This is a genomic window from Streptomyces sp. NBC_01006, from assembly GCF_045162725.1.
Classification (GTDB): Bacteria; Actinomycetota; Actinomycetes; order Streptomycetales; family Streptomycetaceae; genus Streptomyces.
In genome coordinates, this window is sequence record NZ_CP108700.1 from 6,400,856 (window position 1) to 6,420,418 (window position 19,563).

The 19,563-nt window shown below is 74.1% G+C and carries 15 protein-coding genes and 1 tRNA gene; 8 read left to right on the top strand and 8 right to left on the bottom strand.

Annotated elements, in window-relative coordinates:
- Positions 1-240: 240 nt before the first annotated feature.
- Entirely contained in the window at positions 241-2,301 is a 2,061-nt protein-coding gene (locus OG509_RS29085) for a phosphocholine-specific phospholipase C (RefSeq protein WP_406185512.1), read from the top strand.
- On the opposite strand, the gene OG509_RS29090 is transcribed toward OG509_RS29085, so the two are convergent.
- Positions 2,288-3,022: a hypothetical protein gene (locus tag OG509_RS29090; RefSeq protein WP_406185514.1), complete on the bottom strand. Its 735-nt coding sequence runs from the start codon at positions 3,020-3,022 to the stop codon at positions 2,288-2,290. The two genes, OG509_RS29085 and OG509_RS29090, sit on opposite strands and share 14 nt — an antisense overlap.
- 70 nt (positions 3,023-3,092) lie before the next feature.
- Between OG509_RS29090 and OG509_RS29095 the strand changes: the two genes are divergently transcribed.
- Positions 3,093-3,848 (top strand): alpha/beta fold hydrolase, encoded by a 756-nt coding sequence (locus OG509_RS29095; RefSeq protein WP_406185515.1) that lies wholly within the window; start codon positions 3,093-3,095, stop codon positions 3,846-3,848.
- A 62-nt stretch (positions 3,849-3,910) separates the two neighbouring features.
- Here OG509_RS29095 and OG509_RS29100 read toward each other — a convergent pair.
- Positions 3,911-3,983 (bottom strand) — tRNA-His (locus OG509_RS29100).
- Positions 3,984-4,146: 163 nt separating this feature from the next.
- Positions 4,147-4,665 (bottom strand): hypothetical protein, encoded by a 519-nt coding sequence (locus OG509_RS29105; protein WP_406185516.1) that lies wholly within the window; start codon positions 4,663-4,665, stop codon positions 4,147-4,149.
- Positions 4,666-4,869: 204 nt separating this feature from the next.
- On the opposite strand from OG509_RS29105, the gene OG509_RS29110 reads away from it, so the two are divergent.
- Complete coding sequence (locus OG509_RS29110; RefSeq protein WP_406185517.1) at positions 4,870-6,021, top strand: aminopeptidase P family protein; 1,152 nt, start codon at positions 4,870-4,872, stop codon at positions 6,019-6,021.
- Positions 6,022-6,031: 10 nt separating this feature from the next.
- Here the strand turns inward: OG509_RS29110 and OG509_RS29115 are convergent, their stop codons facing one another.
- Positions 6,032-6,808 (bottom strand): class I SAM-dependent methyltransferase, encoded by a 777-nt coding sequence (locus OG509_RS29115; protein ID WP_406185518.1) that lies wholly within the window; start codon positions 6,806-6,808, stop codon positions 6,032-6,034.
- Between the two features lie 11 nt (positions 6,809-6,819).
- Complete coding sequence (gene treZ / locus OG509_RS29120; protein ID WP_406185519.1) at positions 6,820-8,574, bottom strand: malto-oligosyltrehalose trehalohydrolase; 1,755 nt, start codon at positions 8,572-8,574, stop codon at positions 6,820-6,822.
- A 112-nt stretch (positions 8,575-8,686) separates the two neighbouring features.
- Here treZ and OG509_RS29125 point away from each other — a divergent pair, with 112 nt between their 5' ends.
- Both OG509_RS29125 and OG509_RS29130 read left to right on the top strand, forming a co-directional pair.
- A complete protein-coding gene (locus OG509_RS29125) occupies positions 8,687-9,250 on the top strand; it encodes a DUF1707 and FHA domain-containing protein (protein WP_406185521.1) in 564 nt (187 codons plus the stop codon).
- Between the two features lie 43 nt (positions 9,251-9,293).
- Complete coding sequence (locus OG509_RS29130; protein WP_406185522.1) at positions 9,294-9,806, top strand: GNAT family N-acetyltransferase; 513 nt, start codon at positions 9,294-9,296, stop codon at positions 9,804-9,806.
- Here OG509_RS29130 and OG509_RS29135 read toward each other — a convergent pair.
- Together OG509_RS29135 and treY are read right to left on the bottom strand one after the other, a co-directional pair.
- A complete protein-coding gene (locus OG509_RS29135) occupies positions 9,796-11,154 on the bottom strand; it encodes a M14 family zinc carboxypeptidase (RefSeq protein WP_406185524.1) in 1,359 nt (452 codons plus the stop codon). The genes OG509_RS29130 and OG509_RS29135 overlap by 11 nt on opposite strands.
- Positions 11,155-11,238: 84 nt before the next feature.
- Positions 11,239-13,584 carry a malto-oligosyltrehalose synthase gene (gene treY, locus OG509_RS29140; protein WP_406185526.1) on the bottom strand — a complete coding sequence of 782 codons (2,346 nt, stop codon included), beginning with the start codon at positions 13,582-13,584 and terminating at the stop codon, positions 11,239-11,241.
- An 82-nt stretch (positions 13,585-13,666) separates the two neighbouring features.
- Between treY and OG509_RS29145 the strand changes: the two genes are divergently transcribed.
- On the top strand, positions 13,667-14,998 hold the full coding sequence (locus OG509_RS29145) for an MFS transporter (protein WP_406185527.1): 1,332 nt from the start codon (positions 13,667-13,669) through the stop codon (positions 14,996-14,998).
- On the opposite strand, the gene glgX is transcribed toward OG509_RS29145, so the two are convergent.
- Entirely contained in the window at positions 14,983-17,097 is a 2,115-nt protein-coding gene (gene glgX, locus OG509_RS29150) for a glycogen debranching protein GlgX (RefSeq protein WP_406185528.1), read from the bottom strand. The genes OG509_RS29145 and glgX overlap by 16 nt on opposite strands.
- Positions 17,098-17,415: 318 nt before the next feature.
- Between glgX and OG509_RS29155 the strand changes: the two genes are divergently transcribed.
- Positions 17,416-18,738, top strand: coding sequence for an SAV2148 family HEPN domain-containing protein (locus OG509_RS29155; protein ID WP_406185530.1), 1,323 nt, complete (start codon positions 17,416-17,418; stop codon positions 18,736-18,738).
- Between the two features lie 90 nt (positions 18,739-18,828).
- Positions 18,829-19,554 carry a 3'-5' exonuclease gene (locus OG509_RS29160; RefSeq protein ID WP_406185531.1) on the top strand — a complete coding sequence of 242 codons (726 nt, stop codon included), beginning with the start codon at positions 18,829-18,831 and terminating at the stop codon, positions 19,552-19,554.
- Positions 19,555-19,563 lie beyond the last annotated feature (9 nt).

The following is a 19,563-nucleotide window of genomic DNA, read 5'->3' on the forward strand; positions in this document are numbered from 1 at the left end:
CGGAAAGCGCGCGGGACCGCCCCAGGGCATGCCCGAACTCGGTCCCCGCCATCTGCTCCGCACCCCCCGTGCAGTGTGTTTCGGAGGTCATTCCAGCAGATGTGAGGAGCGTCCGGGAGGTCTTTCCGTTCTCCGGCTGTACCGCGGCGTGTCACGAACTGATCTCCGTCCGGTACCCCGGGACCGCTCTCCTTGGGGCGCCCCTCGACATCCCCCTCACCCGCAGAGGTCGTCAATCCCATGGCTGAACTCAATCGCCGCAGGTTCCTGCAGATCGCGGGCGGAACCGCCGCTGCCGCGATGCTGAACGAGAGCATCGCGCGCGCGGCGGCCATTCCGGCCCAGGGCACCACCGGCACCATCCAGGACATCGAGCACATCGTGGTCCTCATGCAGGAGAACCGGTCCTTCGACCAGTACTTCGGCTCGATGAAGGGCGTACGGGGCTTCGGCGACCCGCGTCCCGTCCTCCAGGACAACGGCAAGTCCGTCTTCTACCAGTCCAACGGGACGAAGGACATCCTTCCCTTCAACCCGCAGGTCAACGACCTGGGCATGAAGTTCGTCGAGGGCCTCAACCACGACTGGGCCGGCGGCCACGCCGCGTACAACAACGGCAAGTACGACAAGTGGGTCCCGGCCAAGACGGCCACGACCATGGCGTACATGACGCGGAACGACATCCCGTTCCACTACGCGCTCGCCGACGCCTTCACGGTCTGCGACGCCTACCACTGCTCCTTCATCGGCGCGACCGACCCGAACCGCTACTACATGTGGACGGGCCACACGGGCAACGACGGCAGCGGCGGCGGCCCGGTCCTCGGCAACCAGGAGGCCGGCTACGGCTGGAAGACCTACCCGGAGCGCCTGGAGGCCGCCGGGGTCTCCTGGAAGATCTACCAGGACATCGGCGACGGCCTGAACGCCGCCGGCGGCTGGGGCTGGATCAGCGACTCCTTCCGCGGCAACTACGGCGACAACTCGCTGCTGTACTTCAACAGCTACCGGGGCGCCGCGCCGGGCAGCCCCCTGTACGAGAAGGCCCGTACGGGCACCAACGCCAAGGCGGGCGAGGGCTACTTCGACAAGCTGCGCGCCGACGTCGTGAACGGCACGCTGCCCCAGGTCTCCTGGATAGCCGCGCCCGAGGCCTTCAGCGAGCACCCGAACTGGCCGGTCAACTTCGGTGCCTGGTACATCTCGCAGGTCCTGGACGCGCTGACCGCCAACCCGGCGGTGTGGGCGAAGACGGCGTTCTTCATCACCTACGACGAGAACGACGGCTTCTTCGACCACGTCGTCCCGCCGTACCCGCCGGCCTCCGCCGCGTGGGGCCTGTCCACGGCCGACGTCACCCGCGACCTGTACGCCGGGAGCGCCGGCTACGCGGCCGGCCCGTACGGCCTCGGCCCGCGCGTCCCGATGATCGTGGTCTCCCCGTGGAGCAAGGGCGGCTACGTCTGCTCCGAGACCTTCGACCACACCTCGGTGATCCGGTTCATGGAGAAGCGCTTCGGCGTGCAGGAGCCCAACATCTCGCCGTGGCGCCGCGCGGTGTGCGGTGACCTGACCTCGGCGTTCGACTTCACGAAGGCCGACGCGTCGCCGGCGGCCCTGCCCTCCACGGCGGGCTACGTCCCGCCGGACCACAACGCCCACCCGTCCTACCACCCGGTCCCGCCGGCGACGGGCACCCTGCCCAAGCAGGAGGCGGGCGGCAAGCCGACGCGCGCGCTGGGCTACGTCCCGTACGCGGACGGCAGGGCCACCACCTCCACCGGCCAGTTCACGCTGACCTTCTCCTCCGGCCCGACCCTCGGCGCGCACTTCCACAGCACCTCGGGCAACCGGACGGACGGCCCCTGGCCTTACACGGTGGAGGCGGGCAAGACCCTCTCGGACACCTGGAGCACCAGCAGCTCCACCGGCAACCAGATCAACCTGACGGTCTGGGGCCCGAACGGGTTCCTGCGCACCTGGAAGGGCCCGGCGAAGAAGACCGGTCCGGAGGTCACGGCCCGCCACGACGCCGCCACCGGCAACCTGAAGCTGACGCTGGCCAACTCCGCCGCGGCGGCGGTCGACCTCACGGTGACCAACGCCTACGGCGGTGCGACCCAGACCCTCCGGGTCACGGCGGGCGGCACGGCCACGTACACGGCGGACCTGTCCGCGACCGGCCGCTGGTACGACGTGAAGGTCACCTCCAGCGCGGACACCACCTTCCTCCGCCGCTTCGCGGGCCACGTCGAAACGGGGGCCCCGGGCCTCTCCGACCCGGCGATCAAGACCGTCTGACGCGGTCGTCCGGTGCGCGCAGCAGCCGCCGCTCCAGGACCGGGAGGTCCGCGGGGCGGTGGCTGCGCGCGTGCCGGAGCAGGAGGTCGCGGGCGGTGTCCGGGACGCGGCGGCGCTTGGGGTGGCGGGTGGTGAACTCGTCCCTCGCGAAGAACCGCACGGCCCCGTCCAGGCCGCCGCGGTCGGTTTCCCGTACCGCCCAGGCCAGTTCCGCCGTAGGTGCGTCGGCGAGCAGCCGCACCGGCGCTTCGACGGCCAGGACCGAGGCGGCGTCCGCCTCCTGCGGCCTGTGCGCGCCGAGCCAGGAGAAGACCAGGGCGAGCGGTACCCCGGGGCGGTCCGGTTCCTCTCCCCGCGCCACGGCGCCGGCGTACGCGCGCAGTCGCGCGGGCGCGGCCTGCGCCCAACGGGAGCGGTGCCGGGCCGCAATCCCCTCCGTGGCGGCGGGGTCGAGGAGGTGCGCCAGGGGCTCCGCACGGGACAGGTCCACGGTCCGTACGGACTGCCCGCCCGCCTCGTACAGCGTCACGCGGCCGTCGTGGCCGAGGCACATGCACTCGAAGGGTCCACCGGAGCCGGTGTCCTGCGGCCACGCGGCGAGCAGCTCCCGGATGTCGCCCGGGTCGCGGATCTCGTACTCCGCAGGGTGGTGGGGGAACGGCTGTCCGGCCGTCGGGCCGGTGCTGACGACGGCGCGCACCGCGCGGGATGTCGGCTTCACGGTGTGATCGTAGATCCGATGGGCAGAACGTACGGCGTCCGGCTCAGCCCCCGCCACCGAGGGAGAACGCATGGCCATCGCCCACCGCAGGATCGGCACCGGCCCCGTCCGCGTCATCGTGCTGCACGACTGGTTCGGTACCTCCGCCAACTGGGGCTCCGTACTGGACTACTTCGACCCCGAAGGGTTCTCGTACGTCTTCCTCGACTACCGCGGCTACGGCGACCGCAGGGACGTCACCGGCCGCTACACCCTCCCCGAGATCGCCGACGACGTCCTCGCGCTCGCCGACGAGATCGGCTGGGACACCTTCTCCCTCATGGGCCATTCCATGGGCGGCAAGGCGATGCAGCAGGTCCTGGTCCGGGCCCCCGAGCGGATCGAGAAGCTGATCGGGATCAACCCGGTCCCCGCCGCCCCGTACGAGATGGACGACGCGACCCACGCCCTCTTCCACGGCGCCGCCGACAGTGCCGGGAACCGGCGGACCATCCTCGACCTCGTCACCGGCCACCGCGCGAGCCGCCACTGGCTGGACCGGATGATCGCGCACTCCCTCGACGTCTCCCGGCCGGAGGCCTTCGCCGCCTACCTCGCGAGCTGGCAGCCGCTGGACCTGTCCGCCGCCGTGAAGGGCAGCACCGTCCCGGTGCTGGTCCTCGTGGGGGAGCACGACCTCGCCCTCACCCCCGATGTGATGCGGGCCACCTGGCAGGTCTCGTACCCCAACTGCCGCGTCCACCCCCTGCCCGGCGCCGGGCACTACCCGCCGCACGAGACCCCGGTCGGCTTCGTCGCGGCGGTGGAGGCGTTCCTCCGGGGGTAACGGGAGGCGGACGCAAAAAACCCCTGGGGGTACGAGGAGACCTCGTACCCCCAGGGGGTCAGGGTGAGTGACGGGACTTGAACCCGCGGCCACCTGGACCACAACCAGGTGCTCTACCAACTGAGCTACACCCACCACGAAGGGCGGTGGACCGCCCGTTCGATGTGCATGCACAGCATAGCTGATCAGGAGGGTCATCCCGCCACGCGTTATCCGGCCGCGGCGTGTGCGGAGCCGGCCGGCCCGCTGGCCGCGTCGCACCGGGACGGGGCCCCGGAGGCGGCCTCCCGGAGCCGGATCAGTGCTTCAGCGCGGCCTTGGTGGCCACGAGGACCAGTCCGAGGACGAGGTTGACGACCCCCTCGGTGGCCAGCTGGCCGCGGGTGGCACCGGCGCGGGCGGCACCGAGGCACGCCCAGGCGACCTGCTGGGCCACTGCCACGCCCATGGCGAGCCACGCCGTCCCCACGTAGTCCAGCCCGAGGAGGCCACTGACGGCGACGGCGGCGGCGGGCAGGGCGGCGGCCTCGACGATGGGCCATTCGTGGACGGCGACGCGGCGGATCTCCCGCCGGCTCCAGGGCTCGCCCACCAGCCGCTCCCCTGCCAGCTCGGCGTATACGTGCGTGGCCCAGAACACCAGACCCGTCACGATCAGGAGAACCACGAGCTGAACCCGTGGGTACTCGCCGGCCGTGCCGGCGGTGGCCACCACGGAGGTGGCGAGGAGGGAGCCGTAGACGGCCCCGGCGGAGTCGGTCCGGCGTACGCGCTGTGGCCTGCTGCGGCCCGCGGACCGGCCACTGGGGATGCTCACCCTCCCACGATAGGGAGCCCGCGCCCCGCCACCCCCCGGCCACGCCGAAGGCCCGCCCGCCCCGCCCCGCTCACCGCCCCCCGCCCCGCTCACCGCCCCCCGCCCCGCTCACCGCCCCCCGCCCCGCTCACCGCCCGCCCCGCCCGCCTCACCGCGTCCGGGTAACCACTCGCGCGCGGCCCGGGGCGGCGGGAGGATCGCCCCATGGACTTCGAACGCGACCCCGACCTCGACGCCGGCCTCGAACCCGATCCGTTCACGCACGCCGACTACGCCGCCCGGATGGCCGCCGCTGCCCAGAGCGCCGCCGATGCCGGACTGGCCGGCCTGCTCATCGCCCCCGGGCCCGATCTCGCCCACCTCACCGGCTACCGGCCCGTCGACACCGAGCGGCTGACCCTGCTCGTGCTCGCCGCCGGGCAGGACCCCGTACTCGTCGTGCCCGCCCTGGAGGCCCCCGACGCCGCCAAGGCCCCCGGGGCGCCCGCGCTGACCCTGCGCGACTGGGCCGACGGGAAGAACCCGTACGGCGTCACCGCGCCGCTCCTCGACGTCGGCGGCCGGTTCGGGGTCAGTGACAACACCTGGGCGCTGCATCTGCTGGGCCTCCAGCGGGAGTTGCCGACCACCTCGTACGCCGCGCTCACCGACGTCCTGCCGATGCTCCGCGCGGTCAAGGACCAGCGGGAGCTGGAGCGGCTCGCGGCGGCCGGCGCGGCCGCCGACGCCGCGTACGCGCAGATCCTGGGGGTCCCCTTCGCCGGCCGGCGGGAGACCGAGATCGCGGCCGAGCTGGCCGCGCTGCTGCGCGAACACGGCCACTCCCAGGTGGACTTCACGGTCGTCGGCTCCGGGCCCAACGGGGCGAACCCGCACCACGAGGCGGGCGAGCGGACCATCGCGCACGGCGACATGGTGGTCCTGGACTTCGGCGGGCTCAAGCACGGCTACGGCTCCGACATCTCCCGCACCGTCCACGTCGGCGAGCCGAGCGCCGAGGAGCAGCGCGTCCACGACATCGTCCGCGAGGCCCAGCAGGCCGCCTCCGCGGTCGTCCGCCCGGGCATCGCCTGCCAGGACGTGGACCGGGCGGCCCGCGCGGTGATCACCGAGTTCGGCTACGGCGACCGGTTCATCCACCGCACGGGCCACGGCATCGGCGTGACCACCCACGAACCCCCGTACATGGTCGAGGGCGAGGAGCAGCCGCTGGTTCCCGGGATGTGCTTCTCCGTGGAACCGGGCATCTACCTGCCCGGCCGCTTCGGAGTGCGCATCGAGGACATCGTGACGGTCACCGAGGACGGCGGCCGCAGCCTCAACAACGCCCCGCGCGAGCTGGCCGTCGTGCAGTGAGCCTGATCCCTCACGCCTCCCCGGCGACGACCAGGCGGTAGCCGTAGTCCACGCTCTCCTGCCCGAGCAGGTGGGCGTGGCGCCGCTCCCAGGCCCCGGAGGCCAGATCGGCGCGCAGCCGCTCCATCGCCGGCTCCACGACGGAGGCCGGGAGCGTCGCGAAGGTCGAGCTGGCCGCCCGCACGACCGGGTCGAGATAGGCCTCCGGTCGGCGCCAGTAGGCGGTCTGCAAACCGTCCGTGAAATCGTGCGGGATCGGGAACGGCAGCACGGTGTGCGCGTCCATCGCCTCGACCACCTCGGCCAGGGGCGTGAACCGGGACGCGTCCAACTCCCGGATCTCCGGCAGGTATTCCTCCACCACCCACAGCTCGGGCCGGTGCTCCGGATCCCAGGTGAAGACGGCCTGGCGGCGCGAGACCCGGCGCAGCTCGCCGAGCCCGCGGTGCAGATCGGGCCAGTGGTGCACGGTCAGCACCGCCATGGCGGCGTCGAACGCGCCGTCCGTGAACGGCAGTTCCTCCGCCCCCGCCTTCACCTTGCGCGGACCGGGATGCTGGTCGAGCATCACCTGGGACGGGTCGACGGCGGTGACCTCGGCGTCCTCCGGCTCGTACGAGCCCGCCCCGGCACCGACGTTGACGACGGTGCGCGCGCCGCCCAGCGCCTGCCGGATCAGCGCGCCCAGCCGGGGATCGGGCCGCCGTACCTGCTTGTAGCCGATCCCTATGCGGTCGTACGCGGCCGCCGGCCCCGGTCCGTTCTGTTCTTCCCGTACCTGTTCCATGGAGGGGAAGGCTACGGTCCCAGCAGCACCGCCGACTCCGGCGGGACGTGCACGCGGCCGTCCGGGCCCGGGTGTTCCACCGGGTCCCAGGCCGCCAGGACGCGGACCCCGTTGCGGCCCAGGGCGATCGTCACCGGGTCGGGGGACAGGTTGACCGCCACCCGTACGTCGCCCCGCCGGAAGGTCATCCAGCGGCGCTCCTCGTCGTACGCCACGCGCACCGCCGCCAGGTCCGGATCGCGCAGGTCCGGGTGGGTGCGCCGGAGCGTGATCAGGGTCCGGTACCAGGCCAGCAGGCGGTCGTGCGGGGCGCGCTCCGGCTCCGCCCAGTCCAGGCAGGAGCGGTCCCGGGTGGCCGGGTCCTGCGGGTCCGGGATCTCCTCGGCCTTCCAGCCGTGCGCCGCGAACTCCCGGCGCCGGCCGCTGCGTACGGCCTCGGCGAGCTCCGGGTCACCGTGGTCGGTGAAGTACTGCCACGGCGTGCCCGCGGCCCACTCCTCGCCCATGAAGAGCATCGGCACGAACGGCCCGGTCAGCGCCAGCGCCGCACCGCAGGCCAGCAGCCCGGGGGAGAGCGAGGCCGCGAGCCGGTCGCCGAGCGCCCGGTTGCCGATCTGGTCGTGGGTCTGCGTGTAGCCGAGGAAGCGGTGCGCGGCGGTCCGGCGCCGGTCCACCGGGCGGCCGTGGCTGCGGCCCCGGAACGAGGACCAGGTCCCGTCGTGGAAGAACGCCCGGGTCATGGTCTTGGCCAGGGCGGCGAGCGGCGCCTGGGCGAAATCGGCGTAGTACGCCTGGGACTCGCCGGTCAGCGCACAGTGCAGGGCGTGGTGGAAGTCGTCGTTCCACTGCGCGTGCAGGCCCAGCCCCCCGGCCCCGCGCGGGGTCGTGGTGCGCGGATCGCACCGGTCGGACTCGGCGATCAGGAACAGCGGGCGGCCGGACTCGGCGGCGAGCTCGTCGACCGCCGCGGACAGCTCCTCCAGGAAGGTCAGCGCCCGCCCGTCCGCGAGCGCGTGCACGGCGTCCAGCCGCAGCCCGTCGATCCGGTAGTCCCGCAGCCAGGCCAGGGCGCTGCCCAGCAGGTACGCGCGCACCTCGTCGGAGCCGGCCGCGTCCAGGTTGACCGCCGCGCCCCACGGGGTGTGGTGGGTGTCCGTGAAGTACGGGCCGAAGGCGGGGAGGTGGTTGCCGGAGGGGCCCAGGTGGTTGTGGACCACGTCCAGCACCACCCCGAGCCCGGCCGCGTGCGCCGCGTCCACGAACCGGGCCAGCCCGGCCGGGCCGCCGTACGGCTCGTGCACTGCCCACGGCGCGACCCCGTCGTACCCCCAGCCGTGCCGGCCGGGGAAGGGGCAGACCGGCATCAGCTCCACGTGCGTGACCCCGAGCGCGGTGAGGTGCCCGAGGCGGGCGGCGGCCGCGTCGAAGGTGCCCTCGGGGGTGAAGGTGCCGATGTGCAGCTCGTACAGGACCGCCTCCTGGAGCCGCGTGCCGGGCGCCGGCGCCTGCGGGGCGAGCGGCTCGAAATCCACCACCGCCGAGAGGCCGTCGGGCCCGTCCGGCAGCCGCCGCCCGCGCGGGTCGGGCCGTACGTGCTCCTCCCCGGGCGCCACGCCCAGCAGGAACCCGTACCGGTCCCCGTCGGCGGCCGGGGCCTCGGCGGTCCACCAGCCGGAACGGTCCGGATCGCGTGCCATTTCGTACGTCGCCTCGCGGAGCCGCAGCGCGACCCGGTCTGTCAGCGGTGCCCACACCTCGAACTGCACGGACGGTTCCCCTCGTCTGCGGCGGTACCCGGAACGTGTGCCGGGTCCATCATCGCGCGGACGGCCGGAGGAGTTCTGGACACTCCGGCCCTGACGGGCCGACAATCACCCTGTGACGTCGAGTTTCGAGTTCCCCGCCTTCCCGGTACCGCGCCTGTCCGACGCGGAGCGCGACCGGGCGCTGGAGCAGCTCCGCGAGGGTGCGGCCCTCGGGAAGCTGTCCCACGACACGTTCCTGCGCCGTATGGAACTCGCCCTCGTCGCCCGCCGCTCGGAGGACCTCGCGGTCCTCACCGCCGACCTCGGCAGCCGCGCGGGCGGCGAAGGCCCCTGGACCCGGCGCGTCTTCGCCTGGGTGGGCCGCGCCTCGGCCGTGACCGTCGGGGTCCGGCGGGCCTGGACCGCCGAGCGGCTGCCGAAGCTGCTGCTGCCGCACCCGAGCGCCCGGTCCCTGCGGATCGGCCGCGACCCCGGGAACGGGCTGCGGCTCACCGACGAGACGGTCTCCCGGGTCCACGCCGAGCTCGGGATGCGCGACGGGGTGTGGGTGCTCACGGACCTCGGCTCCTCCAACGGCACCACGGTCAACGGCCGCCGGGTGACGGGCTCGGTGGTGGTCCGGGACGGGGACCAGATCGGCTTCGGCCGGATGAACTTCCGGCTCTCGTCCAGCTGACCCGCCCGTCGCGGGGAGCGCATCGGGCCTGATGATGGTGGTCATGGAAGCCGAAGACCCCCAGGAACACCGGCCCGTCGTGCGCGCCGCGCGCCCCGAGGACCTGCCCCGCCTCGTCGAGCTCGTCCACGAGCACGTCGCCTACGAGAAGTCCGCGCCCCGGTCCCCGGACCTCGCCGGCCGGCTCGGTCCGCAGCTGTTCGCCGACGGCGCCCGGCTGTGGGTGCTGCTGGCCGAGGCCCCGGACGGATCGGTGGCCGGATACGCCGCCTGCTCGGCCGAGTTCGCGTTCTGGGACGCCCGGCACTACCTCCACATGGACTGCCTCTACCTCGCCGAGGAGGCCCGCGGCCACGGCCTCGGCGCAGCCCTGATGGACGGGGTGGCGGACCTCGCCCGCGAGCTCGGCCTCGACCAGGTCCAGTGGCAGACCCCGGACTGGAACGAGGGCGCGATCCGCTTCTACGACCGGCTCGGCGCCGCCGGCGCGCCCAAGCGCCGCTACTCCCTGTCCGTGCCGCCGCCCGGGAAGCCGGCGGCCGCAGCTACGCACTGACCGTCCCGTCGGGTTCGTCCAGCCTGCCGGCTCCGCCCGGTCCGTCCATCCCCTCCGGCCCGTCCGGGTCGTCCAGCCCCTCCGTCACGAGCCGCTCGTACGCCGCCAGGACCGTACGGGTCTGGTGCTCGACCTGGGTGGCCACCGGGATCCGGCGCGCCCGGAACCGGGCGGCGAACTCCTCGCACCAGCCGGTGACGAGCCGGTCCAGCCCCGGGGCCGCCGGGTGGCCCTGGGCCCGGAGCACCCGCAGCAGCATCGCGGCGGCGCGCAGCGACAGCCGCCGCCCGAAGGCGTCGATGCTGCCGATCGAGGCCGCCGTGGCCTCGGCGGGGGCTCCGGCGCCCGTCCACTCCACGGTGATCCGGGGGATCAGCGCGAGCGTCCAGTCCACGGCGCGCAGCAGCGCGTCGGCGTCGGCGGCAGGGGCGGCCGCGGCGGGCTCCGGCACCCGGTCCCGTACCCGGGCCACCAGCGCGGCGTCCGCGGCGAGCCGCCCCGCCAGGATCCGCAGGGCGCCGCGCGGATCCGGGTGCGGGGCGGGGTCGTCCACCAGGTCCGAGGCCCACATGGGGACTTCGACGATGGCCGTGGTGCCGGCGTACCGGTGGGCGTGGTACCAGGTGCTGAGCCGGGTGTCCTCCGGGTGGAACGCCCCGCCCGGGTCGGCCCCGGGCTGCGGCATCACGAAGATCCCGGGCCCGGGGGAGGGCCAGCCGGCCGCGTCCGAGGCCCCGGTCTCCACCGGGATCCGCAGCTCGGCGGCCGATTTGGCGAACGGTTCCGCAAGGCCGGGTATGTCCCGCGTGAGCTGCACCCAGGAGCCGCCGAGGTCGGTGCCGTGCAGGGAGACCTGGAGCACGGGCCGCAGCTCGTCGATGAGGGCGGTCAGGGCCAGGGTCTCGGGCGGCAGCCGGTCCGGAGGCAGTAAAGACGGCGCCCACTCGGGCTGCTCCGGACCGGGGGGCCGAAAGAAGTTCCGGTGGTAGTCGAGCAGCGAGTGGGGGCGGGGCGTGCGGTGCAGGGCCGCCCCGTCGGGATCGGCGCAGAGCAGGAAGTGCCAGCCGCGGCCGGCGCGGAGCGCCGGGTCGTGCAGGACGCGCCGGGCGAGGGCGAGCGCGGTGGCACCGCCGACGGGCTCGTTGGCGTGGGCCCCGGCGACGACGAGCACGCCCGCGCCCCGCGGGCGGCCGCTCGGCTCGACGGAGAGCAGCCACAGGGGCAGGCCGCCCCGGGAGGTGCCGGCCTGGCGGAGCCGGACCGGGCCGGGGTACTCGTCCGCCAGCGCGCGGGCGGCCAGCGCAAGTTCGGATGGTGTGGGGTAGCACATGTCACGGAGGAGGGTCACGTCTGATGCAATGCCCGCCGCGCACGCCCCCTACTGCTCCGCGCGCCCCACACTTCCCGGAAACCCCTGGCCAACGCCTTGCCGCTACACCCCCGCCTCCGCCCCCGGCGCCGGGCCCGCCTCCGCTCCCGGGCCCGGCCCGCCCTCGCGCAGCAGGAGGGCCACCGGCCGCGCCGAGAGGAGCTCCGCGAGCCGCACCTCGCCCTCGTACGAGGCCCCGTCCAGCAGCGCCGTCCACCGCCCCGGCGGGAGGGCCAGGGCGGTGTCCCGCCAGCCACCGGCCCCGGCCAGCCGGTGCGAGAGCCGGGTGGCCGCCGCGACGAGCCCGGCCGGGCGGGCGAAGGCCAGGCAGTGCTCCGCCGCCGGGCCCCGGGCCGGCAGCGGGGTGTACCCGGTGAACAGCTCGGGCCGCCCGCGCCGCAGCCGCAGCAGGGCGGCCGTCAGCGCGAGCTTCTCCTCCGCCTGCCCCTGCGGCAGCGCCCCCGCGTCCAGCCGGGCCAGGGCCTCGTGCGGGAACCGGGCCGGGCGCCGGTTGTCCGGATCGACGAGGGCCCGGTACTCCGTCTCGGCGCCCTGGTAGACCTCCGGGACCCCGGGCATCGCCAGGTGCAGCAGCGTCATGCCGAGCAGGTTCGCCCGGGCCGCCGCGGCCAGCCCGGCGGGCAGCTCCGGGTCCGGTGCGCAGGCCGAGACGGCGGCCTCGTACGCCGGGTCCTGGTCGGTCCAGCTGGTGTGCAGGGCGGCCTCCCGGACGGCCTTGAGGAGCGCCTGTCCGAGGCGCTCGGCGCGCTCGGGGACCTCCCCGAGGCCGAGCGCCGTCTGCCGGGCCACCCAGGCCAGCTGGGGATCGGGCCCGACGGGCCGGCCCATCGCCCCGGGGGCCTGGGAGAGCGCGGAGATCCGGGCCCGGACGTCCGCGCTGCGCTTGGTGTCGTGCGTGGACAGCACCGTCCCGGAGCGGGGCCAGTCCCGGTCGAGCTCGGCGCAGTACGCGTGGAACTCCTCGGGGGGGAGCGCCGGTTGGCCCGGATCCCCGCCGACCTCCGTGGCCGACAGCAGCGGGGCGTGCCGGTAGAAGGCCCGGTCCTCCAGCGACTTGGCCCGCAGCGCCGCCGAGGTCTGGGCGAAGCGCGCCGCGAACTCCGGATCGCCCAGTACGAGGTCCCGTACGCCGGCCACCGCTCCGGGGCCGGCCGGCGCGGCGGCCTCCGCCAGGGCCTGCGGGTCGAGCTCCGGCTCGCCGGGGTAGGGCCGGTAGACCGGATAGGCGATCAGCAACTCCCGTACACCTGCGGCCAGTTCTGCTCCGGCGGCCCGCTCCAGCGCCGCCAGCTCGGCCGCCAGGTCGCCGGTCAGCACCTCCCGCGCGCACGCCCGGGCCGTCTGCTCCCAGTCCGCGCCCCCGGTGAACTCGGCGTACCGGCGGCCCAGTTCTGCGGCCCCGGCCGGGTCGGTGAACACCCCGTCCACCCGGTGCAGGGCGTCGTACCCGGTGGTCCCCGCCACCGGCCAGCCGGGCGGCAGCCGTTCGTGGCGGGCCAGGATCTTCTCCACCACCACCCAGCAGCCCCCGCCCACGGCCGTCCGCAGCCGCCGCAGGTACCCTTCCGGGTCCGCCAGCCCGTCCACGTGGTCGATCCGCAGTCCCTCGGCCACCCCGTCCCGCACCAGCTCCAGCACCTTCGCGTGCGTCGCCGCGAACACCTCCGGGTCCTCCACCCGGACCCCGATCAGCTCCGAAATGGTGAAGAACCGGCGGTAGTTGAGCTCGGTGCGGGCCGCGCGCCACCAGGCCGGCCGGTACCACTGCGCGGCCAGCAGCTCCGGCAGCGCCAGCCCCTCCGTCCCCTCGCGCAGCGGGAACTCCAGCTCCCCGTGGCGCAGCACCGCGCCGTCCCGGTCGACCGTGAACGCGTCCGGCTCGGGCGGCCCGGGGAGCACCGGCAGCAGCACCTGGCCGCCGCCCGCCTCCCAGTCGATGTCGAACCAGCGCGCGTACGGGGACCCCGGCCCCTCCCGCAGCACCTCCCACAGGGGCCCGTTCAGCCGGAGGGGAGCCGGCACCGCCATGTGGTTCGGGACGATGTCCAGCACCAGACCGAGCCCGTGCCCCCGGGCGGCCGCGGCCAGGGCACGCAGCCCCGGCTCCCCGCCGAGCTCGGCCCGTACCCGGGTGTGGTCGGTGACGTCGTACCCGTGCGCCGAACCGGGGACCGCCTCCAGAACCGGCGAGAGGTGCAGGTGGGAGACCCCGAGCGAGGCCAGGTACGGTACGACCGCCGCGGCCGCCGCGAACGGGAACTCCGGCCGGAGCTGGAGCCGGTAGGTCGAAGTCGGGGGCGGGGCCGGAGTCGGGGCCGTGGATGACGCCGGAGTGACGGCTGTCAGAACATCAGATTCCGTTTGGATGCGCTCATACGGCTGGCTCATGAGAACGTACGTACCCACCTTCCCGGATTCCGTGCCATTACCCAATGCATCCGGGTGACTGCATCGGGTTAGCGTTGATCAAGTGGCCGGAACCGTCAACACCTATCGAAGAGTCATCGCCCTGACCGGGCCCCTCCTCCCGCTCCTCTCCTTCCTCGCGCGACTGCCCGTCGCGATGTCCCAGTTCGGGAGTGTGCTGCTGGTCGCCGAGACCAGCGGATCGCTCGCCACCGCCGGCATCGTCGGCGGCACCCTCTCCGCCGGACAGGTGGTCTTCGGGCCCGTCCTGGGCCGGCTCGCCGACCGGTACGGACAGCGGCCCGTGGTGCTGGCCGCCGCCGCGGTCAACGCGGTCGCCACCGCGGCGCTGGTCGCCGGGGCGCTCGGCGGCCTCGCGACCGCCCCGCTCGCCGCGATCGGCGCCGTCACCGGGGCCTCCGTACCGCTGATCGGGCCGCTCGCCCGGACCCGCTCCGTGGCCCTCGCCCACCGTGCCGAGGCCGACGAGGGCGTGGTGGCCGCCGTCCACTCGCTCGAAGGCACCCTGGACGAGGTCTCCTTCGTCTTGGGGCCGGCCCTCGTCGGACTCGCCGCGCTCGTCGCGCACCCCGCGATCGCCCTCGGCGGGGCCGCCGCCCTCGTCGCCGTCTTCGCCACCGCCTTCGCCCTGCACCCGACCGCCGCCGTCACGGCCGGGGCGGGCCCGAAGGCGGGCCCCGGCGCCGGTACCGGCGCCGCCCCGCGCCCCGCCCGCCACCCGCGCGTCGTCTACGCCGTACGGGGCTCCCTGCTCCTCCAGGGCGCCATGTTCGGCGCCTGCCAGGCCGGAATCGCCGCCCTTACCGCTCGTCTGGGCGTCCCCGGCCAGGCGGGCATCGTGTACGCCGCGATGGGTGTGGTCAGCGCCGCCGTGGGCCTCGCGCTCGGCGCGCTGCCCGCCCGCATCGGGCTGCGGGTGCGCTGGCGGGCGGCCACCGCCGCCGCGCTGGTGCTCTCCGTACCGCTGCTCTTCACCCACACCCTGTGGCCGCTGTACGCGGTCGTCACGGTGCTCGGGGCCGCGTACGCCCCGCACCTGATCACCGCCTTCGCGCTCACCGAACGGGTCGTGGAGACGGCCCGGCTCGCCGAGGCGACGGCCTTCGCCGCCAGCTCGCTCGTGGCCGGGCAGGCCGCCGCGCTCGCCGCCTCCGGGCGGCTCGCCGAGTGGTACGGGCCCGCCGGGGCCTTCGCGGTCGCCGTCGGGGCGGCCGCACTGTCCCTGCTCCTCGCCCTGAAGACCCGGGTGCCGGCCGCCAGGGCGCACCCCGCCGCGCCGAAGGTCTTCATCCCGGCGCAGCAGACCGCCTCCCCGGAGGTGACGGGCACGCCGGGGGCCGCCGCGTCCGGCGGCTCCTCCTACGCCGGGCGCTGAAGCACCACCAGACACCGCCCCGTCAGCGCCACCCGGTCCCCGGCCGCGAACTGCGGTCCGGTGCCGGGTGGCAGTACGTCCGGCCGTGCCGTGTCCACGACGAGCCGCCACTGCGCGCCGTGCCCGGCCGGGATGGTGAACTCCTGCGGATCGGCGCCCGCGTTGAACATCAGGAGGAACGAGTCGTCGGTGATCCGCTCCCCGCGCGAGCCGGGCTCGGAGATCGCCTCCCCGTTGAGGAACACCGTCAGCGAGCGCGCGTGCTGCGCCTGCCAGTCGCGGGCCCGCATCGGCTCCCCGTGCGGGGTGAACCAGGCGATGTCGGAGAGATCGTCGTTGGTCCCCTCCACCGGCCGGCCGTGGAAGAACCGGCGCCGCCGGAAGACCGGGTGGTCGCGCCGCAGCCACACCATCCGCCGGGTGAACTCCAGCAGGGCGGGGGCCGGTTTGCCCGGCTCCGGCCAGTTCACCCAGGACAGCTCGTTGTCCTGGCAGTACGCGTTGTTGTTGCCGCCCTGCGAGCGGGCGAACTCGTCGCCGTGGCTGAGCATCGGCACGCCCTGCGAAAGCATCAGCGTGGCCGTGAAGTTGCGCATCTGGCGCTCGCGCAGCTCCAGGACCTCCGGTTCCTCCGTCGGCCCCTCCACCCCGCAGTTCCAGGACCGGTTGTGGGTCTCCCCGTCCCGATTGCCCTCGCGGTTCGCCTCGTTGTGCTTCTCGTCGTACGAGACAAGGTCGTGCAACGTGAAACCGTCGTGGCAGGTGGTGAAGTTGATGGAGGCCAGCGGGCGGCGTCCGTCGTCCTGGTAGAGATCCGAGGAACCGGTCAGCCGTCCCGCGAACTCCGCGAGCGTGCGCGGCTGCCCGCGCCACAAGTCCCGTACGGTGTCCCGGTACTTGCCGTTCCACTCGGTCCACAGCGGCGGGAAGTTGCCCACCTGGTAGCCGCCCTCGCCCAGGTCCCAGGGCTCCGCGATCAGCTTCACCTGGCTCACCACCGGATCCTGCTGGACCAGGTCGAAGAACGAGGACAGCCGGTCCACCTCGTGGAACTGCCGGGCGAGGGTGGCGGCGAGGTCGAAGCGGAAGCCGTCCACGTGCATCTCGGTGACCCAGTAGCGCAGCGAGTCCATGATCAGCTGGAGCACGTGCGGGGAGCGCATCAGCAGCGAGTTCCCCGTCCCCGTGGTGTCCATGTAGTGCCGGGGATCGTCCGCGAGCCGGTAGTACGAGGAGTTGTCGAGCCCGCGGAACGACAGGGTCGGGCCCAGGTGGTTGCCCTCGGCGGTGTGGTTGTAGACCACGTCGAGGATGACCTCGATCCCCGCCTCGTGCAGGGCCCGTACCGCCGACTTGAACTCCAGCACCTGCTGGCCGCGGTCACCGGAGGCGTAGCCGTTGTGCGGCGCGAAGAAGCCGATCGTGTTGTAGCCCCAGTAGTTGCTGAGCCCGTCGTCGACCAGCCGGTGGTCGTTGACGTACTGATGTACGGGCATCAGCTCCAGCGCCGTCACCCCCAGCTTGGTGAGGTGCCCGATGACCGCCGGATGGGCGAGGGCCCCGTACGTACCGCGCAGCTCCTCGGGCAGGTCGGGATGACGCATGGTCAGACCCTTGACGTGGGCCTCGTACAGCACGGTGTGGTGGTACTCGTGGCGCGGCGGGCGGTCGTTGGCCCAGTCGAAGTACGGATTCACCACGACCGAACTCATCGTGTGCGGGGCCGAGTCGAGGTCGTTGCGCGAATCGGGCCGGCCGAAGTGGTAGCCGTACACCTCCTCGCCCCAGTCGACGCTCCCGGCGATGGCCCGCGCGTACGGGTCCAGCAGCAGCTTGGCCGCGTTGCAGCGCTGCCCGCGCTCGGGCTCGTACGGGCCGTGCACGCGGAAGCCGTAGCGCTGCCCGGGCATCACCCCGGGCAGGTAGGCGTGGCGTACGAAGGCGTCGGTCTCGCGCAGTTCGACCGCCGTCTCCGAGCCGTCCTCGTGGAGCAGGCACAGCTCGATGCGTCGGGCGGCCTCGGAGTAGACCGCGAAATTGGTGCCGGCGCCGTCGTACGTGGCACCGAGCGGATACGCCTGTCCCGGCCAGACCTGCATGGATACGGTTCTTCCCCTCGTTCCCCCGACTGGCGGGCTGATGTCTCGGTGCCGTCTCGGTGCCGATCCGGCGTGGACCGCGTCTCTGCCAGATCTTCCCCGAAAGTGGGCCCGCACGCGGGGACTTGGGATGCTCCTACCGGGTGACCCGGAGAGCTGATATGCGGGTCAGCGGACTATGCGTGCATCCGATAATGGGTCAACGGAGCACCCGTGTACGGTCCGTCGGACCGCATCGGGCTGCATCGGGAGCCGAGCTCGGAGTACCCTTCCGTGATCACTGGAGACGGGCGTCCAGACGCAGAAGGCGGTGCACGGGTGAGCTCGGGAGGTCTGGAGCTGCCCCCTGGTGACAACGGTCACGAGGGCGGCCCGGCGGACGCCCCAGGAGGTGCACCCGGTGGTGCGCCCGGCGGGGTGTCGGGTGGGGTGTCCGGCGGGGTGTCGGGCGGGGCGCCCACGGGGGTGCCGGCCGGGGCGGTGTCGCTGGCCCCGACGGCGGCCGGGGGCGTGCGGGCCGGCGCCGAGCTGGACTGGGGCGCGGACGCGTGGAGCGAGGTCCGCACCCGCGCGCAGCGGGCCGGGCGGGCCTACATCTGGCTGAACCTGATCGAACAGCGGCTGCGCGCCGTCGTCGGCGCGGTGCTGCGGCCGATCTACGAGCCCGTGCACGGCGGGGACGACTGGGTGGTCGCGGCCGCCGGGCCCGCCGGGCAGGAGTGGGTGCAGCGGGCCGTCGCGGTCCGCGAGGTCAGCCGGCGCAAGGGCTACCTCCTGGACCCGGCCGACGACAACGTGCTGAGCTTCCTGACGCTCCCGCAGCTGCGGGAGCTCATTGTCCAGCACTGGCCGTGCTTCGAGCCGTACTTCGACGACCGGCGGGAGATCGAGCTGGCGCTCGACGAGCTGGAGGTCACCCGGAACGTGGTCTCCCGCAACCGGGCCCTGTCGCGGGCGGTGCTGGAGCAGGCGGAGCGGGCCTCGGCGCGGCTCCTGGAGGTGCTGGGCGGCGGCGCGGGCTCCCCGGCGGCGGACCGGCTGCCGATCGACGCGGTCGAGGACCTGGTGGGCGACCGGTACGCGGACGTCATCTCGGTCCACCCGGACCGGGTGCGGCTGCAGCGCCAGCTCCCGGCGGAGGACCTGTTCGGGGGCGCCCGGCGGCTCGACGCCATCGGCATAGGGCTCAACCTGCTGGTGCAGAACTTCTCGGGCCGAAGACTCGTGCGCCTGACGGAGGCCGGCTGCCGGGTCCGGCTGCTGTTCCTGAACCCCGCCAGCAGCGCCGTGAAGCGGCGCGAGCGGGAGCTGGGCCTGCGCAAGGGCGAGCTGAGCCGCTCGGTGGAAATGAACATCCTGCACGTGCGCCGGGTGCGGGCGGGGCTGCGGGATCCCTCGCGGTTCGAGATCCACGTCTTCGACGAGACGCCCCGCTTCACCGCGTACCTGGTGGAGGGGGAGACCTCGGGCATCGCGGTGGTGCAGTCGTACCTGCGCCGGGCGCGCGGCATGGAGGCTCCGGTGCTGGTCCTGCGGGGCGGCGGGACCCGCGGCCCGGCGCGGGACGCGGAGCACGGGCTGTTCCCGACGTACCGCGAGGAATTCGAGTCGATCTGGGAGGACTCCCGCCCGGTGTCCTGACTGTCAGTGCCCCGTGGCAGGCTGAAAGTCATTGACCGAAGGCGTACGGGGAGCACGGGGGAGGGACACGGGGTGGAGGACCGGCACGGCATGGGGGACTGGCACGGCGGTGTGCTGATCGGATTCGACCTGGAGACGACCGGCACGGAGCCGGGGGAGTCGCGGATCGTGACGGCTGCGGTCGTCGAGGTACGGGCGGGCGAGGTGCGCGATCGGCGCGGCTGGCTCGCGGACCCCGGGATACCGATCCCCGAGGGCGCCTCGGCGATCCACGGGATCAGCACGGAGCGGGCCGTGGCGGAGGGCCGCCCGGCGCGGGAGGTCGCGGACGGGGTGGCGCGGGCTCTCGTGGAGCACTGGCGCGGGGGCGCGGTGGTCGTCGCGTACAACGCGGCCTTCGACCTGACGCTGTTGACGGCCGAGCTGGCCCGGCACGGGCTGCCCTCGCTGGCCGAGCGGCTGGGCGGGACGGAGACCGGGCCGGTGGTGGACCCGCTGACCATCGACCGGGCCGTGGACCGCTACCGGCGCGGCAAGCGGACGCTGGAGGCGGTGTGCGGGGTGTACGGGGTCACCCTGGACTCCGCGCACGACGCGGGCGCCGACGCGCTGGCCGCGGTGCAGGTGGCCCGCGCGATAGCCGCCCGCCACCCGCAGGTGGCGGCGCTCACCCCGGCCGCCCTCCACGCCCGCCAGGGCGCCTGGCACGAACGCTGGGCCCGCGACTTCCAGTCCTACCTCCGCCGCCAGGGCACCCCGGACGCGGTGATCGACACGGCGTGGCCGCTGCGCAGCCTGCTGCCGGCCACGGCCTGAGGGCCGGGG